This window comes from Oceanobacillus locisalsi (genome assembly GCF_042675985.1).
GTDB lineage: Bacteria > Bacillota > Bacilli > Bacillales > Amphibacillaceae > Oceanobacillus > Oceanobacillus locisalsi.
This window is the reverse complement of the sequence record NZ_JBHTKK010000002.1, coordinates 154,885-173,384: the sequence shown is the minus strand read 5'-3', so window position 1 is coordinate 173,384 and position 18,500 is coordinate 154,885. Positions and strand designations below refer to the sequence as shown.

Here is an 18,500-nt window from a genome sequence, read left to right as displayed (position 1 = left end):
ATGCGGTTCTCTCATTAAAACAAATTCAATAACTTATCCCAAAATCCTTCGTCCTCTTCCTCTTCTTCTGCGTCTTCCGTATCTTCTTCCGGCTGAATGTTGTCTGTTTGAATGACAAACTGGACAGAGTTAGTGATATCATTATTTTCTTCCGATACGAAAGATACAGGATCAAAATCAGATTTATCATATTGTGAAATCATCTTGTCAATTTCCTCTTGCATGTCATCAGGAATATTTTGTGTAGCATCATACAGCTCACTGGTTCCATCCTGCAGTTCATCCGCTCCATTTGCAAGTTCACCGGCGCCTGATGCCGATTCGCCAATTCCATTATGAATCTCCGCATAAGAAGTACTGAGTTCACCTACTCCATTGGTATAGGAAACCAATCCTTCGTGGAATTGATTATAATTTTCCGCCATTGTATCTACGCTTCCTATAAATTCATCCAGTCCTTCATCGACATCCATTTCTCCTACAGACTGATCTAATTCATCGGCAAATTCACGGATGTTCGCAGCAATATCGCTGGTAGAAGTTTGAAATTCATCCAGCGTCGGTTCCACAGCATCAAAAGATTCCACGGATTCATTATAAACAGCTAAAGCATTTTGAGCAGCCTCATAGGTGTCCACTAATTCATCAACCATTTCCGAATCCAGTTCACTATCATATAATGCTTGGAAATCCTCTTCTGTCAGAGTTGCTTCCGGTATGTCATCCATAGCTGTTTTCAACGCTTCTTTCGCGTCCCCATACCCAGCTGACAATGTATCTAATTCATCAGCTAAGTTTTCCATTTCTGAAGCCATGTCCGAAGCAGCTTCTGTCATACCGCTTAATTCTTCTATTCCATCAACGCCTGTAATTTGGCCTACTTCTTCTTGCACCGTTTGAAAGGCATTATTGATCTCTTCCGATGCGCCTGTCAATTCACCGCTGGATTGATTCAATTCATTTAAACCACCCTGAAACTCGGAAGAACCATTTTCCAAATCACTTAAGCCGCCTGATAATCCGCTGATGCCATCGCCAAGTTCACCCACACCTTGATTTATTTCATCAATCGCATTGGTTAAACTCTGAAATTCTTCTGTAAGAGAATCCGTATCAGGTCCTTCAACAGAAAAGGACGATGGTAATGCTGAAATCTCCATTCCTTCCATCTCCAACTGATCGGTATCTGCGTGAATGGTTAATGTTTCCGATTCTCCCGGCATCACGGTAAATGTTATCTGTTGATCTTTTCCGGAACTGGCTATCGTTGCATCTTCTGCTTCTACATTATAAAAGTAATCTGTATTAAGCGGCTGGGATATTTGCAGCATGTAATTGTCAAAGAAAGCATTCTCTTCCGCTTCTTCGTTCTCTTCTACTTCTATTTCAATATCTACCGAACCCGACTCGCCAATTACCGTCTGCGGATCTACTTCTTCTCCATCCAGATAATATTTAATGGAAAAATCCCAAGGCAATTCTCTTGAAAGGTTCCCCTGATAATAAAAGTTATCCTCTGTTGCTTCCATACGGACTTTATCTCCATCCTGCTCCATGTCACCTGTATCCGTTAAGTTTTTAACAGATTCATAGTTTCCGTAATCTTCTATCGTCCCAATCTGATTGAGCTCAAACCCATTAACTACATAGATGTTTTCTAATGCGCCGCCCGTTGCTAAATTTGCATAGATAACCTCATTCTTTTCTTCCACTTCCGCTTCTCCGTCTGTATTCTCTGAAGACTCCGCTAAAGCTGTATTCATCCATGGAATAAAGAATAGAGCCAGAGCGAGCCAAATCCATTTAGTTGCTGTCCTCATGTTTTTCCTCCTTGCGAAACTTCATTCCTAATGATGTCTTTTGAAGCAATGTATCACCGTATACAAGCAATGCAGGCAATAAGGTGATAACAAGAATAAATGCCAAGAGCGCTCCTCTTCCTAACAGTAAGCCGATAGAGCCGACAACTGGATTGGAAGAAGTCATCCATAAAACAAATCCGACGATGGATAAAATCGACGCAGAAACAGCAATGGAGAAGATTTTATCATCCAATGTCGTTTTGATTGCCTGCCATTTTGACATATACCTTCTATAATTTTTATATGTTTCCGTTAATAATATCGCATAATCCACTGTTGCCGCCAGCTGTACCGTACTGACTATCAGATAACCGATAAAGACAAGCGGTGTTCCTGTAAAATATGGAATGGCCAAATTCATCCAGACCGCCGCCTGAATAACCAACAGTAATACCACTGGAAAAGAAATGGAACGGAAATTAAATAACAGCACAATCCCTACTCCCAAAATGGTTAATAGATTCACCAGCTGGTTATCCTGGGACACAATTTCCTTCATATCATACAGCGATGCACTTTCTCCTAATGACACTGCCTCGTCTCCATAATAGGAAGAAGCAATATCCCGTACATCTTCTACAATAGCAAAAGGAAGATCTCCCTCTGTTCCTGCTTCTGTATTCACAATAATCCGGCTGTAATGTTCAGACAGAAATTGTTCCGTCGCCTCGTCATCTAAAAAGTCCTGCGGGATAACACTGCCGACCATAGTTGCATAACTGATGACAGAGGATACATGATTGACATTCTCCAAACTCTGAACCATTTCCTGTTCCTTTCCAACATCATTGTTCGGAACAAGTAATACGATAGAAGTTGACTCCCCGAAGCTTTCTTCAATTTGCCTTATATCCGCACCTAAACGTGTATCCTCCGGTGTCTCTCCCATTCCATATGTGAATGTTGTACTGCTTTGCGCCAAAAAGCTCGGAACAAGCAGAAGAAGTACTAAAATCAGTACCGGCAGCCTTAATTTCATCAGTTTTTTTCCTAAACCTTCAAAACGCGCTGGCACAAATGGACGGTGCTGCGTACGGTCAATCCAGCGATAAAATACAAGTGTAAAGGCTGGAAGGAAAATCATGACACTGATTAAGCTTAATATAATACCTTTGACCAGGTTCAATCCTAAGTCAGAGCCAATTTCAAAACGCATAAATAATAGTGCTGCAAACCCGAATATCGTGGTTAGAGAACTAGCGCCGATAACCGGCCATGACTCTTTCATAGCAGACTTCATCGCAGCTTCCGGTTTATAATCTTTATTCCGGTAATCTTGAAAGCTGTGCAGTAAGAAGATAGCATAATCCAAAGATACGGCAAGCTGTAATATCGGAGCTACCGATTGCGTAACAAACGAAATCTCTCCAATAAAAATGTTCGTTCCTAAGTTAATTAAGACCGAAACACCAATCGCAGTCAGGAAAAACACCGGCTCCATCCAGGATCTTGTAGACAGAATCAGGATAATGATAATAATCGGTACCAGAAGCGCTGCAGCATACATGCTTTCTGTTCCGGTCATTTCCTGCTCGGTAGCGGTATTAACTGCTTCGCCGGAAACAGCGTTTTCTCCCCCGATCAAATCATAAATAGCATTCGTAGCATCCACTTCTTGCCCACTTACAATCGTGACGGAAAAAAGCGCATTTTCATCTTTATAATACGTCTCCACTGTATCTGTATCTGACACTTCGATTGGTGTCTGAATATCCATGACATCATCCAGCCAAAGAACTTCTGTCACACCGTCTATGGCTTCTAATGCTTCTTTATATTCGATTGCTTCCGGAATCGAGACGTCTCCGACCAAGACCCTTGCATTCGCAATGCCACTATCAAATTCTTCCTCCATTATCTCTAAAGCCTGTGTCGATTCTGCTTCATCCGGCAGATAATCCTGCATATCATAATTGACATCAACAAACAGCATCCCTGCCAAGGAAAGAATCATCAACGTTATAAAAAGGGTTACAATTGTTTTCTTAAAACGAATAATTAAATTTGCCACAGTCATTCCTCACTACCTTGCTGATTACATTCATATAATTTATTATTATAAAGACACACTGTCAGTTAGACAACAAACAGTTGCGTAAAATATGTACGTTCCGCAACATAATCTCCTTATCTGTTGGATAACAGATAAAATTTCATATTTTATTCATAAAAGGAAGGTAATGAACCATGTCTCAAAAACTTGACCGCAGAAAACGCTACACAAGAACCGTTCTTAAAAACAGCCTGATGGAGCTTTTAAAGAAAAAACCAATCTCCTCGATGACTATAAAGGAAATATGTGAGCATGCGGACATCAACCGTTCTACCTTTTACAGCCATTATGCAGATCAATATGATTTATTGACCCATATTGAAGATGAAATTATCGACGAATTGAATCAGGCACTGCTGCAGTATGACTATACACAGGAAAAAGAAGCGCTGGCGATGTTAAAATATCTGCTTGAGTATGTTTACAGTCGTCACGAACATTTCCGAATTCTTTTCAGTGAACATGGGAATAAACGATTCACATATAAAGTCATGTATGCTGCTCAGACACATATTATGAATAATTTCAACGGACCAGAATATAAAATGAGCGAAACAGCTGCTAAATACCTTACGATTTATTCCATCAGCGGCAGTATCACCGTGATTGAATATTGGCTGGAAAACGAGATGAAAGAATCTGTAGATGAAATGGCTAAAATCATTACAGAAATGAGTAAGCCGTGTTGAACAGGATGAAAAAGCTATCGGGATTTGCTCGAATTTAATCACGGTAAATTTTTGCTAAAATACATTAAAAATCAAATATGCATCGCATTAGATGATTTAAAACGCAAAAAGACGGAATTAAAAATACGTATTTCATTCTGTTTTTCACAATAAAAATCCAATTTCACCACTTTGCTTTCCCTGCATAAAACCAATAGGATAAATACAAATTTATTATTGCTAGGGGATGTGGTAAAATAGTGCTAAACACAGTCAAAGAAAATACAAACCGTTATCGTGCAAAGAATCCCGATTATGATGGACTCTGGAAAAATTTAATTGAAGCATTGTTTCAAGAATTTATGGAATTTTTCGCATCGGATTTATCGCCGGAAATTGATTTTGAACGAGGAGTGCATTTCGAAAATCTAGAGCTTTTTCAATTTGTAATGAAATACAAAAAAGGAACAAAGTATTCAGATAAAATCGTCAAAGTTCAACTAAAGAACGGAGAGGAAAAATATATCTTCATTCATATCGAAGTGCAGGCGGCCGGCAAAGATGAATTTGCCGAGCGCATGTTTAAATATTTTTACCGGATTTACGACAAGACGAAACGCCCGATTTACTCTATTGCTCTGTTGACCGACGCTAGCCAAGAGGAGCATAAAGAAGCATTCCATTACGCTTTTTACGGCACGGAATTAACCTATGCCTATAATACCTATCTTTTTCATGAAAAAGATCCGGAAGAACTGAAAAAATCAGATAACCCATTTGCTTTAGCCGTGCTTGCCGGGATTTATGCCAGTCAGAACAAGAAGAAGACAGACGAAGACAACCAAAAAAGGTACCAATTTAAACAGCAGCTGCTCAACCTGACATTTAAAAAATATTCGCATCGCACAAACTATCTTGCAGCTTTATTATATTTTATTGATTATATCATGCTGATTCCACCGGACCTGCAGGAACAATTGTATGAAACATTACCCATTGCACAAGATGAAAAGGAGGAGAAAAAAATCATGGGTTTAGAAAAGTTGAGAGATACCCCCACGTTCGGAAGACTGTACAGAGAAATTGAAGAAAAAGCAACCAAAGAAGGGTTGGAGAAAGGAATCGAACAGGGAATAGAGCAAGGTATAGAACAAGGCATAGAACAAGGCATAGAACAAGGTATAGAACAAGGTATAGAACAAGGTATAGAACAGGGAAGACTAGAAGAGAAGCAATATTTTGCTAAACAGTTGTTAAATCGGAATTATTCAGATGAAGAAATATCTGAATTAACCAGGCTTCATCTTGAAGAAGTAAAAACGCTTCGTAAATCACTTAAAGATTAATGTGTAAGCAAAACGAGCAAGTTACCCGTTTTTTATGCAGGAAGAAAGTTTCGTTTTTCTTCCTGCATAAGTGTGGATAAAGATATATTTAAGTGTTAGCAATCCCGTCTTCAATTCTGCGAAAATAATGAACTAACGCTGCCTTATTTTGTTTTAATAATATTAAAAAGGGAATGATAATAGGAGTGTCAGTCATACATTCAATGAAAAATGAACTTGGAGGGATTTTATTATGTCAAAAGTAGCAATTGTAACTGGTTCTGCAGGAGGACTGGGAAAAGGAATAGCAAAACGCCTTAGTGAAGATGGCTTCAAAATTGTTCTGCATGATATTAATAAAAAAATGCTGGACAGTACATTAAAAGAATTCAAGGACGCCGGTGTTGATTCCATTGCCGTTGCAGGTGATGTGTCTAAGCGTGATGACCAGTTTAATCTGGTTAAAGAAGCAGTAGATGCGTTTGGACAGCTGGATGTATTTGTAAATAATGCAGGGATTGACGTTGTTTCTCCATTCCTTGAAATTGATGAAAATGAACTCAATAAAACTTTTTCAGTCAACGTGAATGGAACTGTCTTTGGCACACAAGCTGCAGCAAAACAGTTTATTAAACAAGGCACAAAAGGAAAAGTGATTAACGCATGCAGTATTGCCGGGCATGAATCGTATGAAATGCTAGGTACTTATTCTGCTACCAAGCATGCTGTCCGTTCTTTCACGCATACGGCTTCCAAAGAGCTGGCAGCAGATAATATTCGTGTTAATGCATATTGCCCAGGTGTAGCAGGCACATCCATGTGGGATCGTATTGATGAAGAAATGGTAAAATACTATGACAATATGGAACGCGGGGATGCTTATAAACAGTTTGTTGATGGCATCTCACTCGGACGTTCTCAAGAACCAGAGGACGTTGCAAACCTTGTATCTTTCTTGGCTTCTGATGATTCCGATTATATTACAGGACAAGCTATTATCACAGATGGCGGAATTGTGTACAGATAATAACTGAAGTGACCATTGAAACTTCTTTTCCGCCAAAAATAAACATTTAAGATTTCTTTTATGTACGAAAAGCAGCCGTATCTCAACGATTACGGCTGCTTTTCATTCATCAAGTATAGGAATAAAATACATAACGGGATATTCGCTCGGGTGGAGGTCATGGATGATTTTCTTTACCTTCTCAACCTGGTGAACCATGCAGCGGAACTCTACTTTGCAAACTGTTTGCAAGCATTCGCTTTCAATGGGGACAGGCATTTCCAAAGATGCAAATTCTAAAGGGCGGGAATAATGTTTGTATTTTGCATAAGAAAGAACGTTATCCTGGTTGCCATAGTTTAAAAATCCGTGTTCATGGAGGTGTTCCCGTAAAACACTAATATATTCTTCGGCAATCAGCACTTCTACCTTTACAAAATCAATTTTCATCCATATCCCCTCCCTTTTTCAGCATTTTTTCTATCTAAAAGAATGTATTTTTTATACAGCAACTACTCATTCACAGCTGCAAGATGATTTGTATTATTATAATCCACTACACGCCAGTCACCATTGTCTTCACAAGCAAACGTGGTGATGGATGTATTTTGAAGAAACGTTATTCCTGTTCCTAACTCTCCTTTTGAAATAATGGATAAAAGAGCATTAATTAATGCACCATGTGAAACAATCAAAATGCGCTCTCCGGCATACTTTTCACGAACTGCCTCTAGTCCTCTAATCCCTCTTTCTTTTAATGCTTCAAAGGTTTCTACATTCGGAATCATTTCACGGTCAGGGAAATACCGGTTTCTGTCCTCTATGTTCATCCCTTCCGCATCTCCATAAGAACGTTCTACAAAATCAGGCATTTCGTGTAAAGGCAGTTCTAAGTCCATATTAATTATTTCCGCTGTTACCTTTGCACGCGCTAAAGGGCTGGTAATGAGTACAGTCGGTTCAAATTCCTTTGCAGCGGCGCAGCAAACTTGCGCTTGTGATTCCCCTGTTTTATTTAAAGGAATATCTGTCTTTCCCTGAATTCTTTTTTCTTTGTTCCAATCTGTTTCCCCATGCCGTATCATACAAATCTCTGTCAATGCCATTTCCCCACTTTCGTACTATTTTTCTCATTACTTCTATTCTAGCACTATTTCCATCTTTTTATCTATTAACTTGCGTTTTACCGACATAAAAAACAGGCTAAAGGGTTCCAATCTCCCTCCGCCTGTTTTGATGTTTCTTTTATTTCCATACAATGTGATTACGCTTGGCTTCTTTTTACTCTCCCCAAACTTCCTTGGCCGTATCTAGAATATATTTTAGTTTGTTCCATTGATCTTCCTCCGTCAACAGATTACCGTGATGGGTGGATGCTCCTCTTTTTCGGTAATGATGCGTTATTATGGCAAGATTGCAAATGAACGAACTGGAAAACCGCTTGCTTTTTCAGGCTTTGGACTAATATTAAATATCACCGCACCCTTAGCTGGTAATTGATCCAAGTTTGTTAAAAGCTCCACCTGGAACGTATCTTGTTCCAGTACATAGTACTCACCGATTAAAGAACCGTTTTTTCTAGCATCAATCGCAGCATCGGTATCAAATGTTTCATGTCCTACCGCTTTAATCTGTCTTTCTTCAAACAAGAATTTCAACGCATCCAGTCCCCAGCCAGGTATATGACTGTCCCCATTTGCATCTTTATTCTCAAAAGATGTTTTATCCGGCCAGCGCTTGCTCCAATCTGTTCGCAAAGCAACAAATGTGCCCGCTTCAATTTTTCCATGTACCTGTTCAAACTCTAAAATATCTTCTGGTGTTAAAATATAATCATGGTTCTCTCCTGCTGCTTCCGATTTATCAATCACAACCAGCGGGAGGACCACTTCTTGTAAATCCAATTCTTCTAAATAGCGTTGATCACGAACAAAATGAATCGGCGCATCAATATGCGTGCCGTATTGGCCCGAAACACTGAATTGCTGTGCAAAAAACCCGTCATCATGTGTGTATAACGTCTCAAACTCAGCATCTTTAAAAGCTGCGAAATGCGGGGAACTTGGACCAAACGTATGCGTTAAGTCTACCCATGTTTTTGATTTCAGTATATCAAGCGCTTGTAAGACCTCATTTTCTCTTGTAACTGTCATGGTAAATTGCCCCCTTATCTATTGCTTTAAGCTTTTGTTTTGTAATCCGTAATATGATCCTGCAACGTTTCATCTTCACCAAATAAGAAATGCTTATGCATATCCGGGGAATAGATGGAATTAATTGTTTCGATTCCAACAGCCTCAGCCACAGCACGCAACATCGCCGGAGAAGCTCCACAGCATAAGCCAATATAATTAACACCGATGCCATGTGCTTTCTTAGCCCATTCCGCCAGCTCGTAACGGTTATGATAAAGCGGATCAAGTGAAGTCGGGAAAGTTGTTTCAGTCGGCAAATGACAGCTGCATCCACCATCCGGCAAATTAAAGAATGTCGGATTTTCTTCTGTTGTCCGATATGGAATCGGCAAAGCCCCTACATAACCATCTACATGATCACAAATCTTCTCCAGATACGGCTGCATGGTATCCGGTCCGCGGAAACAGTTCATTCCCACAACTAAAGCGCCGTTATCCTCTAATATCTTACATGACTCTTCCACGCTGTAACTGTCACGCATGATATTTTCACCCATTAATCCCAAAGTGATTACTGCCGGCAAGTCATATTTTTTAATTTCTTCTAACGCAATCAATGCTTCTTCATGATAATAAAACGTTTCTCCGTTAATATAGTCAACGTCCTCGTCCTTACACCATGAAACCATTTCATTAAACATCGCTCTCACTTTATCTTTGGACGCCTGATCTTCCGGATTAAAAATATTGGTATTCGAAATATTCCCTGCCACCAAAGCTTCTTCTGTCGGGTGCTCTTTCGCTACTTCTTTCGCCAATTTAATCGCATTTCGATTTAAAGGTTCCAATAAATCTTCTTTACCGATGATGCGCATTTTTTCACGGTGTGCATTATATGTAAAAGCAAGCACCACATCTGACCCTGCATTCATATAATCACGATACACTGCCTTCAGCGTTTCCGGATTCTCCAGTGCCACCTCGGGTACAAAGGATCCTGCCTGTAAGTAACCTCTGCGCTCCAGTTCAAATAAGTATCCCTCTCCTGCAATAACTGTCCCCTGTTTTAAACGTTCTTCTAAACTTCTTTTCGCCATTTCTCCATTCCTCCTGTAAATTTTTACTTTTCATTCGCTGCTAAAAAATTGATATAAATACGAAAAACCTCTTCTTTTCAGAAAGAAGAGGTTTGAGTACGATATCAATGTCTCTCCTTATCTGCTAGCTTCATGCTACTGGAATTGGCACAGTTCTTTTTTAAGTCTGTTGCCGAGGCTTCCAAGGGCCAGTCCCTCCACCTCTCTGGATAAGAAAATGTATTGCTATTTATTTGTTGTAAACAACTATATATGTATTTGAATTCTTTGTCAATAAGAATTTTTTAAAATTTTCTAGTCTTATATCATTACTTCTCCTCAACATACGTTTAACAATCAGCCACATTTGGGTATATTGATATGACAGATAAAAAGTCATAAAATGTTCAAAAAGTATAGACAGCTTTGAAAAATAAGCTTATAATACACTTTACATCCTTACCAATCAATGAAGATATATTGAAATGACACTTCAATATTGGTATAATTAAGTTTTTCTATCAAATAAACGGTGATAAAAACGGGAGGAGGCGTAGATGATGAATCGCTATTTAATGATTGTTATCATGATTATCATTTTACCAATCACACAGTTATCTTCAGGTGTACATCACAGCTACGTGCTCACCGAACAGGAGATGCTGGTTGATACACAAATGACTCAAGATTTGGGTATTGGCGGAAATGATCAGACGGATAAATCATTCACCGTATACACAGCTCTAGTCATTACTTTATTCTTACTGGGAACGTTCAGTTTATTTACGATGATTGTCCGTATCAACCGTACAAAACAGCTGATGACACCCGTTTTCTATCAATCCAATTTCGTGGTTTAATTCTCTTTTGAAATCCACACTACTTTCAAAAGAGGAGGCTGACAAAATGATTATTTTGCGATTTATCGTTATTGGGTTCTTTGCTCTGACCGCATTATCCGTGTTCACTTATCAAGGTATTGAGGTTTCTCATGCTATCGCGGATTTGTTCAGATCTAGATCTTAATGCATCATATACAACAAGGCAGCCAATGCACTTCGATTGGCTGCCTTGTTTCTTTTCATTTATTAATCAAAATTACCGCCCCGTACTTCCGTCACTTCATGAACCGTGATAAAAGCCTCCGGATCAACATCTTGAATAATCTCTTTCATCTTGCTTTCTTCCAAACGGGTAATAATACTTTTCACTTGCCGAAATTCTTTTTTCGAATATCCGCCCTCTACATGCTGCACAGTACAACCGCGCCCTAAACGGTCTCTAATCTCTTTAATCATTTCATCCGCATAGCCGGTGATAATATATACTGCTTTGGTGCTACTCAAACCTTCCTCAATTAAATGAATTACTTTCGAAGCAATAAAATAAGCAATGCCTGACATTAATGCTCCCCGTAAACCAAACACTGTTGATACAACAATAAACACAAATAAATTAAGAAATAAAATCAAATCGCTTGTTCCAAAAGGCAGCTTGCGCGATAACAGCACTGCTAACATATCAATACCGTCCAATGCACCGCCATTACGGAGTGCAAGTCCCATACCAAAACCAATAATAATCCCGCCGACCACTGTCACCAGAAGGGTGTCTCCTTCAATTCCTATTATCGTCGGGATATGATGCATCATACTTGTACTGATAGCTAAGGAGGCAATTCCAAGAACGGAAAACAACGCAAAACCTTTGCCAATTTGTTTATATCCTAAGTAAATAAATGGAATATTTAAGATAGCAATTAAAACGCCTAGCGGCAATCCTGTCCATTGCGATCCAACGATACTCAAGCCCGTTACACCACCATCTGAAACACTATTCGGAATCAGTACCGCTTCCAGCCCATAAGCTGTAATAAACCCGCCAATAACAATAATGAGTCCTCTTAAAAAAATCATTGTCTTTCTCGATATTTTCGATTGTGCTTTGCTCATCCTTTTTTCCTTCTTTCTATTGCATTGTTGCTATTGTGTGAAATAAGAATAATCGTTCATTTGCTTCACCGTTACTTCCCTTCCTGGCTGGGTTGAAGTTTAGATTGCTTTTCAGTCTTAGATTTCCTTATTTCACATAAAATAACCTTGTAAATACATTTTTTTCAATATTAATTATTATACGCTTCTCTGTTTCAAACTCAAATGTTATGAAGGTAAAGAATGGATAATCATGCAAAGTGTTTTTAATTGAAATTGAATTCAAACAAGCAATGGTACAACCATTAAAATAAATATATTTACATTCGGTGAAACAAAGGAGTACATTCACACGTAAATATATGAAAGAGGTGATAGAAATGAAAAATAATGAAGGTTGTATGAAATGTGGCAGCCAAAACGCAGATTCAAAAGATGTTTCTATGACTGGATCTGGGTTATCTAAGGTATTTGATGTACAACATAATCGTTTTACGGTTGTATTCTGCAAAAATTGCGGTTACTCCGAGTTTTATAATACAGAAAGCTCTACAGCTAGTAACGTTTTTGATTTATTTTTCGGAGGATAATGAAATTAAATTTCTTCTCTAAGTTTTTTATAAGACGAAAAGAAACATGGTTGATGACACCATGTTTCTTTTTATGCGCAGGAATATATTCGTCTTTATTCACTTAGGTATTACTCAACAACGCAACAACACACAATGTCTATCATATTAAGCAAATGAGCTGCTTCATGCAGGTACCTTTTATTCATCAGACATGTTCCTCTATTAGACGGACCGGATTACTGTAATAATGTTAAAAATGTATTTACATTGGCTCTCTCTCTTTGATAGAATAATCTCTTGTTATATTAAAAAATACATCACAAAGGAGTTGTACTTATGCGTCTCTCCAAAAAAGCTTTTTTCAAAAGATATTATATATTTTTGCTGCTTTTGGCTATTTTATTGATTGCAGCAACATTGCGTTCACCGATCACGTCTGTTGGACCGCTCATCCCTCTTTTCCGTGGAGAATTGGATGCTTCCAATGCCGTAATCGGTTTAATTAATACATTGCCACTGCTTGCTTTCGGTTTATTTTCTCCATTTGTACCAAGAATTTCAAGCAAACTTGGGATGGAAATAACATTATTAATTGCAATGGCTTTTCTGTCTGTCGGTATATTTATCCGGGCGAGTGGCGGAATAGAGATCTTGATTTTTGGTACACTTTTGATCGGAATGGCTATTGCAGTTGGGAATATACTGATGCCGGGACTCATTAAATCAACCTTCCCTTATCGGATGGGGCTGATGACAGGAGTGTATTCTGTTTCGATGAATGCATTCGGAGCACTTGCCTCTGGTATTTCCGTACCGATTGCTTCTATATCCGGATTCGATTGGCGGCATTCCATGCAGATATGGAGTCTTATCTCCATTGCAGCTGTCATTGTTTTATTACTGCGGCTTCCTGCTGCACGTTCAGGTGACAAAAAAGTGTTTGTCAACGTAAAAAGTCAGCCTTCTAAAGCAATCTACAAATCAAAAATTGCCTGGGCTGTTACCTTTTTTATGGGGCTGCAATCATTGATACCCTATAGTTTATTTACATGGCTCCCTGATATTTTTATTTCAAAAGGATTTGACGAAAGTGAAGCCGGATGGTTAATTGCCATTTATCAAGTTGGACTTATTCCTACAACATTTATTGCACCAATTCTTGCAGGCCGAATGAAAAGTCAACGGCTGCTGGGCTGCAGTTCCGGACTGCTATTTTTCTTTGGCCTACTGGGCATTGCTTTCACATCGTCCTATTTGATTATTGCCTTTCTTATCTTAGCTGGTATTGGCGCCGGAACTACATTCAGTTTAGCCATGATGTTCTTTGTTCTGCGTACCAATTCTGCGTTAGAATCTGCACAATTATCCGGTATGGCGCAATCTGTTGGATATATAGTTGCCTCTTTAGGCCCGCTTTTCCTCGGAACAATTGCTGACAAAACTGGAGGGTGGGCTGTGCCGTTTATCATTTTAATGGCTGCAGCTTTATGTATTGCTTTCCTTGGGACAATCGCAGGGAAAGATGAAAAAATTTCTTTTGAATCAGAAGGAGCAGCAGGCAAATAAGTTTTGATTTAAATTGCACAAAAAACCAGATGGTCTAAACAATTTCCCTTAGACCATCTGGTTTTTTTCTTTTCTCAATTAATATAACGGTAGTTCATCAACTGATTCAACATGTCAATTTCTTCTTGCAGCTTAGCACCGATATTCGTTTCCCGTACTTTTTTCCGTTCCATTTCTTTATCCACAACCCGGCGGACAGATAAAACATCTGCCCCATTTAGAACGACATCCTCTTTGGAATTAAAATGCTGATGGGCAACGAGCTGCATACCAAATGAATTATATAATAAGGTATAGCCGGCAATTCCTGTGGTAGATTGATACGCTTTTGAAAATCCGCCATCAATCACAATCATTTTCCCATTTGCTTTGATTGGATCCTCTCCGTCAATTTCTTTTACTGGCGTATGCCCGTTGATAATATGCCCCTGATCCGGGTCCAGATCAAATTCTTCCAGTACTTTTCGGCACATCTCTACATTTTCACGTAAATAATAATATGGATTTTTTTCCTCTTTATGAGCCGCCTTATCGGAAATAAAATAACGTTCAAAGGTAGTCATCGCCCGTTTTCCAAAGAGAGAAGAATATTCTCCTGTCCATAAATACCAAACCATATCTGTCGCCAAATCATCCGTTGTCTCTTTATCTGCAAAAGAATCACGCAAATAGGATTCAAATTTATCCAGCAATTCTCTTCCTTTGTACGCTTGATCTTCAATCCACATCGGTTCCATATCGCCGTTTTCATCGACTGGCATACAGCCATGAATCAACAGATTACCATTGTATTTAAGATATAGATTTCCCTTTTTCATTAAGAAATTCATATGCCTTTTCAGCTTCTCTGATTGCTGTACAGAAAGCAACAGCTTGTCGATAACTTCTTCCTCTTCCGGCAACAGTTTGGCAGGGTTATCTGGATCAATTGTGGAAAAACAAGTATTTTCCAATGAATACGTATTTCCATAAACCGTGATTTCCTGTTTTTCGTAATCCGTCTTCTCCAAGACAAGTCTCTCTTCCATATTGAAAAAAGGCCGGCGTTTAATAATCGGACTTTCCAATTTAAATTGAATCATAGCAATTGCCTGATGAATCTTGGTAATTTGCATTTTTTCTTGATCAGAGTTTTCCTGATCCGGATTCTTCTTCGGACGGAAGGCAGCATTATCATCATAATATTTCTCTGCTAAAGTAAGTAATGGACGCAAATTAATGCCATAAGCGTCTTCTATGATATCCAGATTATCGTAACGCGCACAAATTCGGATGATATTTGCCAGGCACACTTTGGAACCAGCATATGCACCAATCCACAATACGTCATGATTTCCCCATTGTATATCGACCGAATGATGGTTAATCAATGTATCCATGATTTTATCCGGCTCCGGTCCCCGGTCATAAATATCTCCAACCACATGCAAGTGGTCTACAACCAGACGCTGTGTTGTGTACGATAAGCCGATAATCAGTTTTTCAGCCTGTCCAAGCGAGATAATCTTTTCAATAATTTTTTCATAATAAGGTCTCTTATTTGTATATTCATCCGTCTTATACAAAAGCTCTTCTATAATAAATACAAATTGCTCCGGCAACGCCTTTCGCAGCTTGGTACGAGTATATTTGGAAGAAGCATAAGCAATCAGATGAATCATATGCTGGATTTTCTCTGCATACCAATCATCCAAATCCTGCTTGGAATTAAATTGATGCTTAATGAGCTTCAGCTTATCTTCCGGATAATAGACAAGCGCCGCAAAGTCATTAATGTCTTCTTCTGATAAGGTATCTTTAAAAATATCATGTATTTTCTCTCTTACTTTCCCGGAACCATTTCGTAAAACATGTTGAAAAGCCTGGTACTCTCCGTGCAAATCACTTACAAAATGCTCTGTTCCTTTTGGCAGATCCAGTATCGATTCTAAATTGATAAGTTCTGTCACTACTTTTTCTTCACTATCAAATTTTTCCGCTAACAGGTCAAGGTATTTTGTATCCACCTTCAAAGTCCCCCTTTGAATTATGCGGTATTATTTTAAATAGTATAACACATTGAGGTGTTAATTGCAGTTATAATAGATTGTTATCATCATATACTATCTATACACCGTTCTTCTGTTTTAAAAAAAGATCGCTCGAAATTGTTTTGGAGACATATTCACATTTTTCTTGAAAGTTGTTATGAAATGGGAAGCACTGTTAAATCCGCATCCAGCTGCAATTTCTTCAATAGGTAGATTCGTATTATGCAACAACTTCTTCGCATGGTTCACCCGATAATTTATCAAATACTGAATCGGGGAACTGTCCATCAATTTTTTAAACATCCTTGAAAAATAATACGGACTTAAATATACATGATTCGCAATATCCTCCAGCTTTATATCTTTTTGAAATGTATCTTCTATAAAGGCAATTGCTTGTTTTATTTTATTTTCTAACAGCTGATCAGACGAATTAGAATACTGATTCAATTCATATAGAATTTGTTGAATATATATCGAAGCGAGATGCTCCTCTACATTACCTTCCTCCGTCATTTTAATAATTCTCTCCATCAGATTCAGTAAAATATGCTGATCGTAAAGATGATAAATACAACCATTTTTCGCATAAAGCAAATCAAAATATTCCTTGCTAGCATTACCTGCAAAATGGAACCAATCAAATTTTGTATTATCAGTATTTGCTTTATACAAATGGGGATAGCGGCAATCTAAAAAGATAAAAGAATTTTCTGGGACAATATACGAACGGTCTTTATATTGAAGGTAGAATTGACCTTCTTTAATATAAATAAATATAAAGCTTGCCAACCCTTCTCGTTTAACTTGATATTTTTTTGTAGAGTAATACCTACCTGAATTAATTACATAATATAGAGCTCTTTTGGCAAAATCGTTTGTCATAGCAAAATACTGTCGAGATGGCTTTAAAACACCTTCATCTTTTATGTGCATAAGTTCCTCCCTCCAATCTATTTTCTTTAATAAATAAAAGGTTTAAAAATATTGTAAAAGATATCATCAGAATAATCCATAAAACAAACGAAAGCAAGATACTTAAATTTTATAGCAATATTAACTAATGACTTGTCCTAAAAACTATAATAGAATTCTAAATGCAATCAAAGTTAATAAAAAATTAATCAAAAGTTTATAGGAGGTAATTCAAATGAATGTAAAAATTGGACTTATAGGTGCTGGTTGGATGGGAAAAACTCATACCAATTCATTTGTAAACGCTTTAATGGCTTTCGGTCCTGAATATGGTAAACCAATATTTGAAATCGTATCTGATGTAAACAAGGATGCAGCACAGACAGCCTGCAATCAGCTTGGCTTTTCAAGATATACAACTGACTGGAAAGATATTGTTACAGATGAAAATGTTGACATAGTTGATATCGCAACACCTAACGCTTTTCATTATGAAATTGCTAAAGCTGCTTTAGAGAATGGAAAACATACTTATTGTGAAAAGCCTTTAACATTAACTGCCGAACAATCTCTTGAATTAGCTGAACTGGCAAACGAAAAAGGTGTAGTCAATTACGTTGGTTACAATAATGTAATGAATCCTGCAACCGCTTATATTAAGGATCTTGTTGAATCAGAAAAACTTGGCAAGATTGTTAAATTTACTGGAACTTATGATCAAGATTCTTTATTGGATGAATCTATCCCGATTTCATGGAGACATATTAATAAGTTTTCCGGCTCCGGTGCAATCGGGGATTTAGGATCACATTTACTAAGCGTTTCGCAAATTATATTAGGGAACATTGAAAGTGTAAATGCTTTATCAAAAACAGTTATAAAAAAACGTCCAACCAAAGAAGGTTCTGATGATTTACAAGAAGTAGAGAACGATGACATTATTTCACTTCTAGCAAACTATGAAAACGGTGCTATTGGAACGATTTCTTCAAGTAGAATTGCTTCTGGTCGTAAGAACTATTTGGCTTATGAAATACAGGGCACAAAAGGATCTGTACATTATTCACTGGAGAGAATGAATGAAGTAAACGTTTATTTCACTTCAGATAATGAAGCAGATCGTGGTTTTCGTACTATATTTTTAGGACCTAAACATAAAGGATATAGCGCTTTTTATCCAGCTGCTGGAATATCTATGGGATTTAATGATATGAAAATATTGGAGGCACACGAGTTATTATCTGCAATCACTAAAAAAACTGAATATACATGTGATTTTGCATTCGGGGCAACTATTGATAAAACAGTAAGTGCTATTTTAAAATCAGCAGAACAACAAAATTGGGTTCAAGTTTAAGATT

At 38.0% G+C, this 18,500-nt stretch carries 16 protein-coding genes and 1 riboswitch; of the genes, 7 read left to right on the top strand and 9 right to left on the bottom strand.

The window, feature by feature from the left end; genetic code table 11:
• Positions 1-14 precede the first annotated feature (14 nt).
• Together ACFQ19_RS02990 and ACFQ19_RS02985 are read right to left on the bottom strand one after the other, a co-directional pair.
• Entirely contained in the window at positions 15-1,820 is a 1,806-nt protein-coding gene (locus ACFQ19_RS02990; protein WP_379590508.1) for a YhgE/Pip domain-containing protein, read from the bottom strand.
• Positions 1,804-3,879 carry an efflux RND transporter permease subunit gene (locus ACFQ19_RS02985; RefSeq protein WP_379590506.1) on the bottom strand — a complete coding sequence of 692 codons (2,076 nt, stop codon included), beginning with the start codon at positions 3,877-3,879 and terminating at the stop codon, positions 1,804-1,806. The genes ACFQ19_RS02990 and ACFQ19_RS02985 overlap by 17 nt, the downstream gene beginning before the upstream one ends.
• Positions 3,880-4,049: 170 nt before the next feature.
• On the opposite strand from ACFQ19_RS02985, the gene ACFQ19_RS02980 reads away from it, so the two are divergent.
• The 3 genes from ACFQ19_RS02980 to ACFQ19_RS02970 all read left to right on the top strand — a co-directional run bounded on the left by ACFQ19_RS02980 (position 4,050) and on the right by ACFQ19_RS02970 (position 6,935).
• Entirely contained in the window at positions 4,050-4,604 is a 555-nt protein-coding gene (locus tag ACFQ19_RS02980) for a TetR/AcrR family transcriptional regulator (protein WP_379590504.1), read from the top strand.
• Positions 4,605-4,843: 239 nt separating this feature from the next.
• Positions 4,844-5,929 carry an Rpn family recombination-promoting nuclease/putative transposase gene (locus ACFQ19_RS02975; protein WP_379590503.1) on the top strand — a complete coding sequence of 362 codons (1,086 nt, stop codon included), beginning with the start codon at positions 4,844-4,846 and terminating at the stop codon, positions 5,927-5,929.
• A gap of 232 nt (positions 5,930-6,161) precedes the next feature.
• Positions 6,162-6,935 (top strand): acetoin reductase, encoded by a 774-nt coding sequence (locus ACFQ19_RS02970; RefSeq protein ID WP_379590502.1) that lies wholly within the window; start codon positions 6,162-6,164, stop codon positions 6,933-6,935.
• A 102-nt stretch (positions 6,936-7,037) separates the two neighbouring features.
• Here the strand turns inward: ACFQ19_RS02970 and ACFQ19_RS02965 are convergent, their stop codons facing one another.
• From ACFQ19_RS02965 to ACFQ19_RS02950, 4 genes are all read right to left on the bottom strand, one after another.
• A complete protein-coding gene (locus ACFQ19_RS02965; RefSeq protein WP_379590500.1) occupies positions 7,038-7,364 on the bottom strand; it encodes a cytochrome C biogenesis protein in 327 nt (108 codons plus the stop codon).
• Positions 7,365-7,426: 62 nt separating this feature from the next.
• Positions 7,427-8,020 (bottom strand): histidine phosphatase family protein, encoded by a 594-nt coding sequence (locus ACFQ19_RS02960; RefSeq protein WP_379590498.1) that lies wholly within the window; start codon positions 8,018-8,020, stop codon positions 7,427-7,429.
• 297 nt (positions 8,021-8,317) lie between these two features.
• Positions 8,318-9,067, bottom strand: coding sequence for a cyclase family protein (locus ACFQ19_RS02955; RefSeq protein ID WP_379590496.1), 750 nt, complete (start codon positions 9,065-9,067; stop codon positions 8,318-8,320).
• A 26-nt stretch (positions 9,068-9,093) separates the two neighbouring features.
• On the bottom strand, positions 9,094-10,146 hold the full coding sequence (locus tag ACFQ19_RS02950; protein ID WP_379590495.1) for a homocysteine S-methyltransferase family protein: 1,053 nt from the start codon (positions 10,144-10,146) through the stop codon (positions 9,094-9,096).
• 114 nt (positions 10,147-10,260) lie between these two features.
• Positions 10,261-10,362: riboswitch (SAM riboswitch) on the bottom strand.
• Positions 10,363-10,682: 320 nt separating this feature from the next.
• Here ACFQ19_RS02950 and ACFQ19_RS02945 point away from each other — a divergent pair.
• Positions 10,683-10,985, top strand: a complete 303-nt coding sequence (locus ACFQ19_RS02945) for a hypothetical protein (protein WP_379590494.1) — start codon at positions 10,683-10,685, stop codon at positions 10,983-10,985.
• A 228-nt stretch (positions 10,986-11,213) separates the two neighbouring features.
• Here the strand turns inward: ACFQ19_RS02945 and ACFQ19_RS02940 are convergent, their stop codons facing one another.
• Entirely contained in the window at positions 11,214-12,077 is an 864-nt protein-coding gene (locus tag ACFQ19_RS02940) for a YitT family protein (RefSeq protein ID WP_379590493.1), read from the bottom strand.
• A gap of 359 nt (positions 12,078-12,436) precedes the next feature.
• On the opposite strand from ACFQ19_RS02940, the gene ACFQ19_RS02935 reads away from it, so the two are divergent.
• Complete coding sequence (locus ACFQ19_RS02935) at positions 12,437-12,646, top strand: zinc ribbon domain-containing protein (protein WP_379590492.1); 210 nt, start codon at positions 12,437-12,439, stop codon at positions 12,644-12,646.
• Positions 12,647-12,964: 318 nt separating this feature from the next.
• The gene (locus ACFQ19_RS02930; protein ID WP_379590491.1) at positions 12,965-14,194 is read left to right on the top strand and encodes a CynX/NimT family MFS transporter; all 1,230 of its coding nucleotides are present in this window, start codon (positions 12,965-12,967) and stop codon (positions 14,192-14,194) included.
• Between the two features lie 74 nt (positions 14,195-14,268).
• Here ACFQ19_RS02930 and ACFQ19_RS02925 read toward each other — a convergent pair whose 3' ends face one another.
• Together ACFQ19_RS02925 and ACFQ19_RS02920 are read right to left on the bottom strand one after the other, a co-directional pair.
• Positions 14,269-16,200, bottom strand: coding sequence for a fructose-1,6-bisphosphatase (locus tag ACFQ19_RS02925; protein WP_379590489.1), 1,932 nt, complete (start codon positions 16,198-16,200; stop codon positions 14,269-14,271).
• 120 nt (positions 16,201-16,320) lie between these two features.
• Positions 16,321-17,160, bottom strand: a complete 840-nt coding sequence (locus tag ACFQ19_RS02920; protein ID WP_379590488.1) for an AraC family transcriptional regulator — start codon at positions 17,158-17,160, stop codon at positions 16,321-16,323.
• 214 nt (positions 17,161-17,374) lie between these two features.
• Here ACFQ19_RS02920 and ACFQ19_RS02915 point away from each other — a divergent pair, with 214 nt between their 5' ends.
• Positions 17,375-18,496, top strand: a complete 1,122-nt coding sequence (locus ACFQ19_RS02915) for a Gfo/Idh/MocA family protein (protein WP_379590487.1) — start codon at positions 17,375-17,377, stop codon at positions 18,494-18,496.
• Positions 18,497-18,500: the final 4 nt, after the last annotated feature.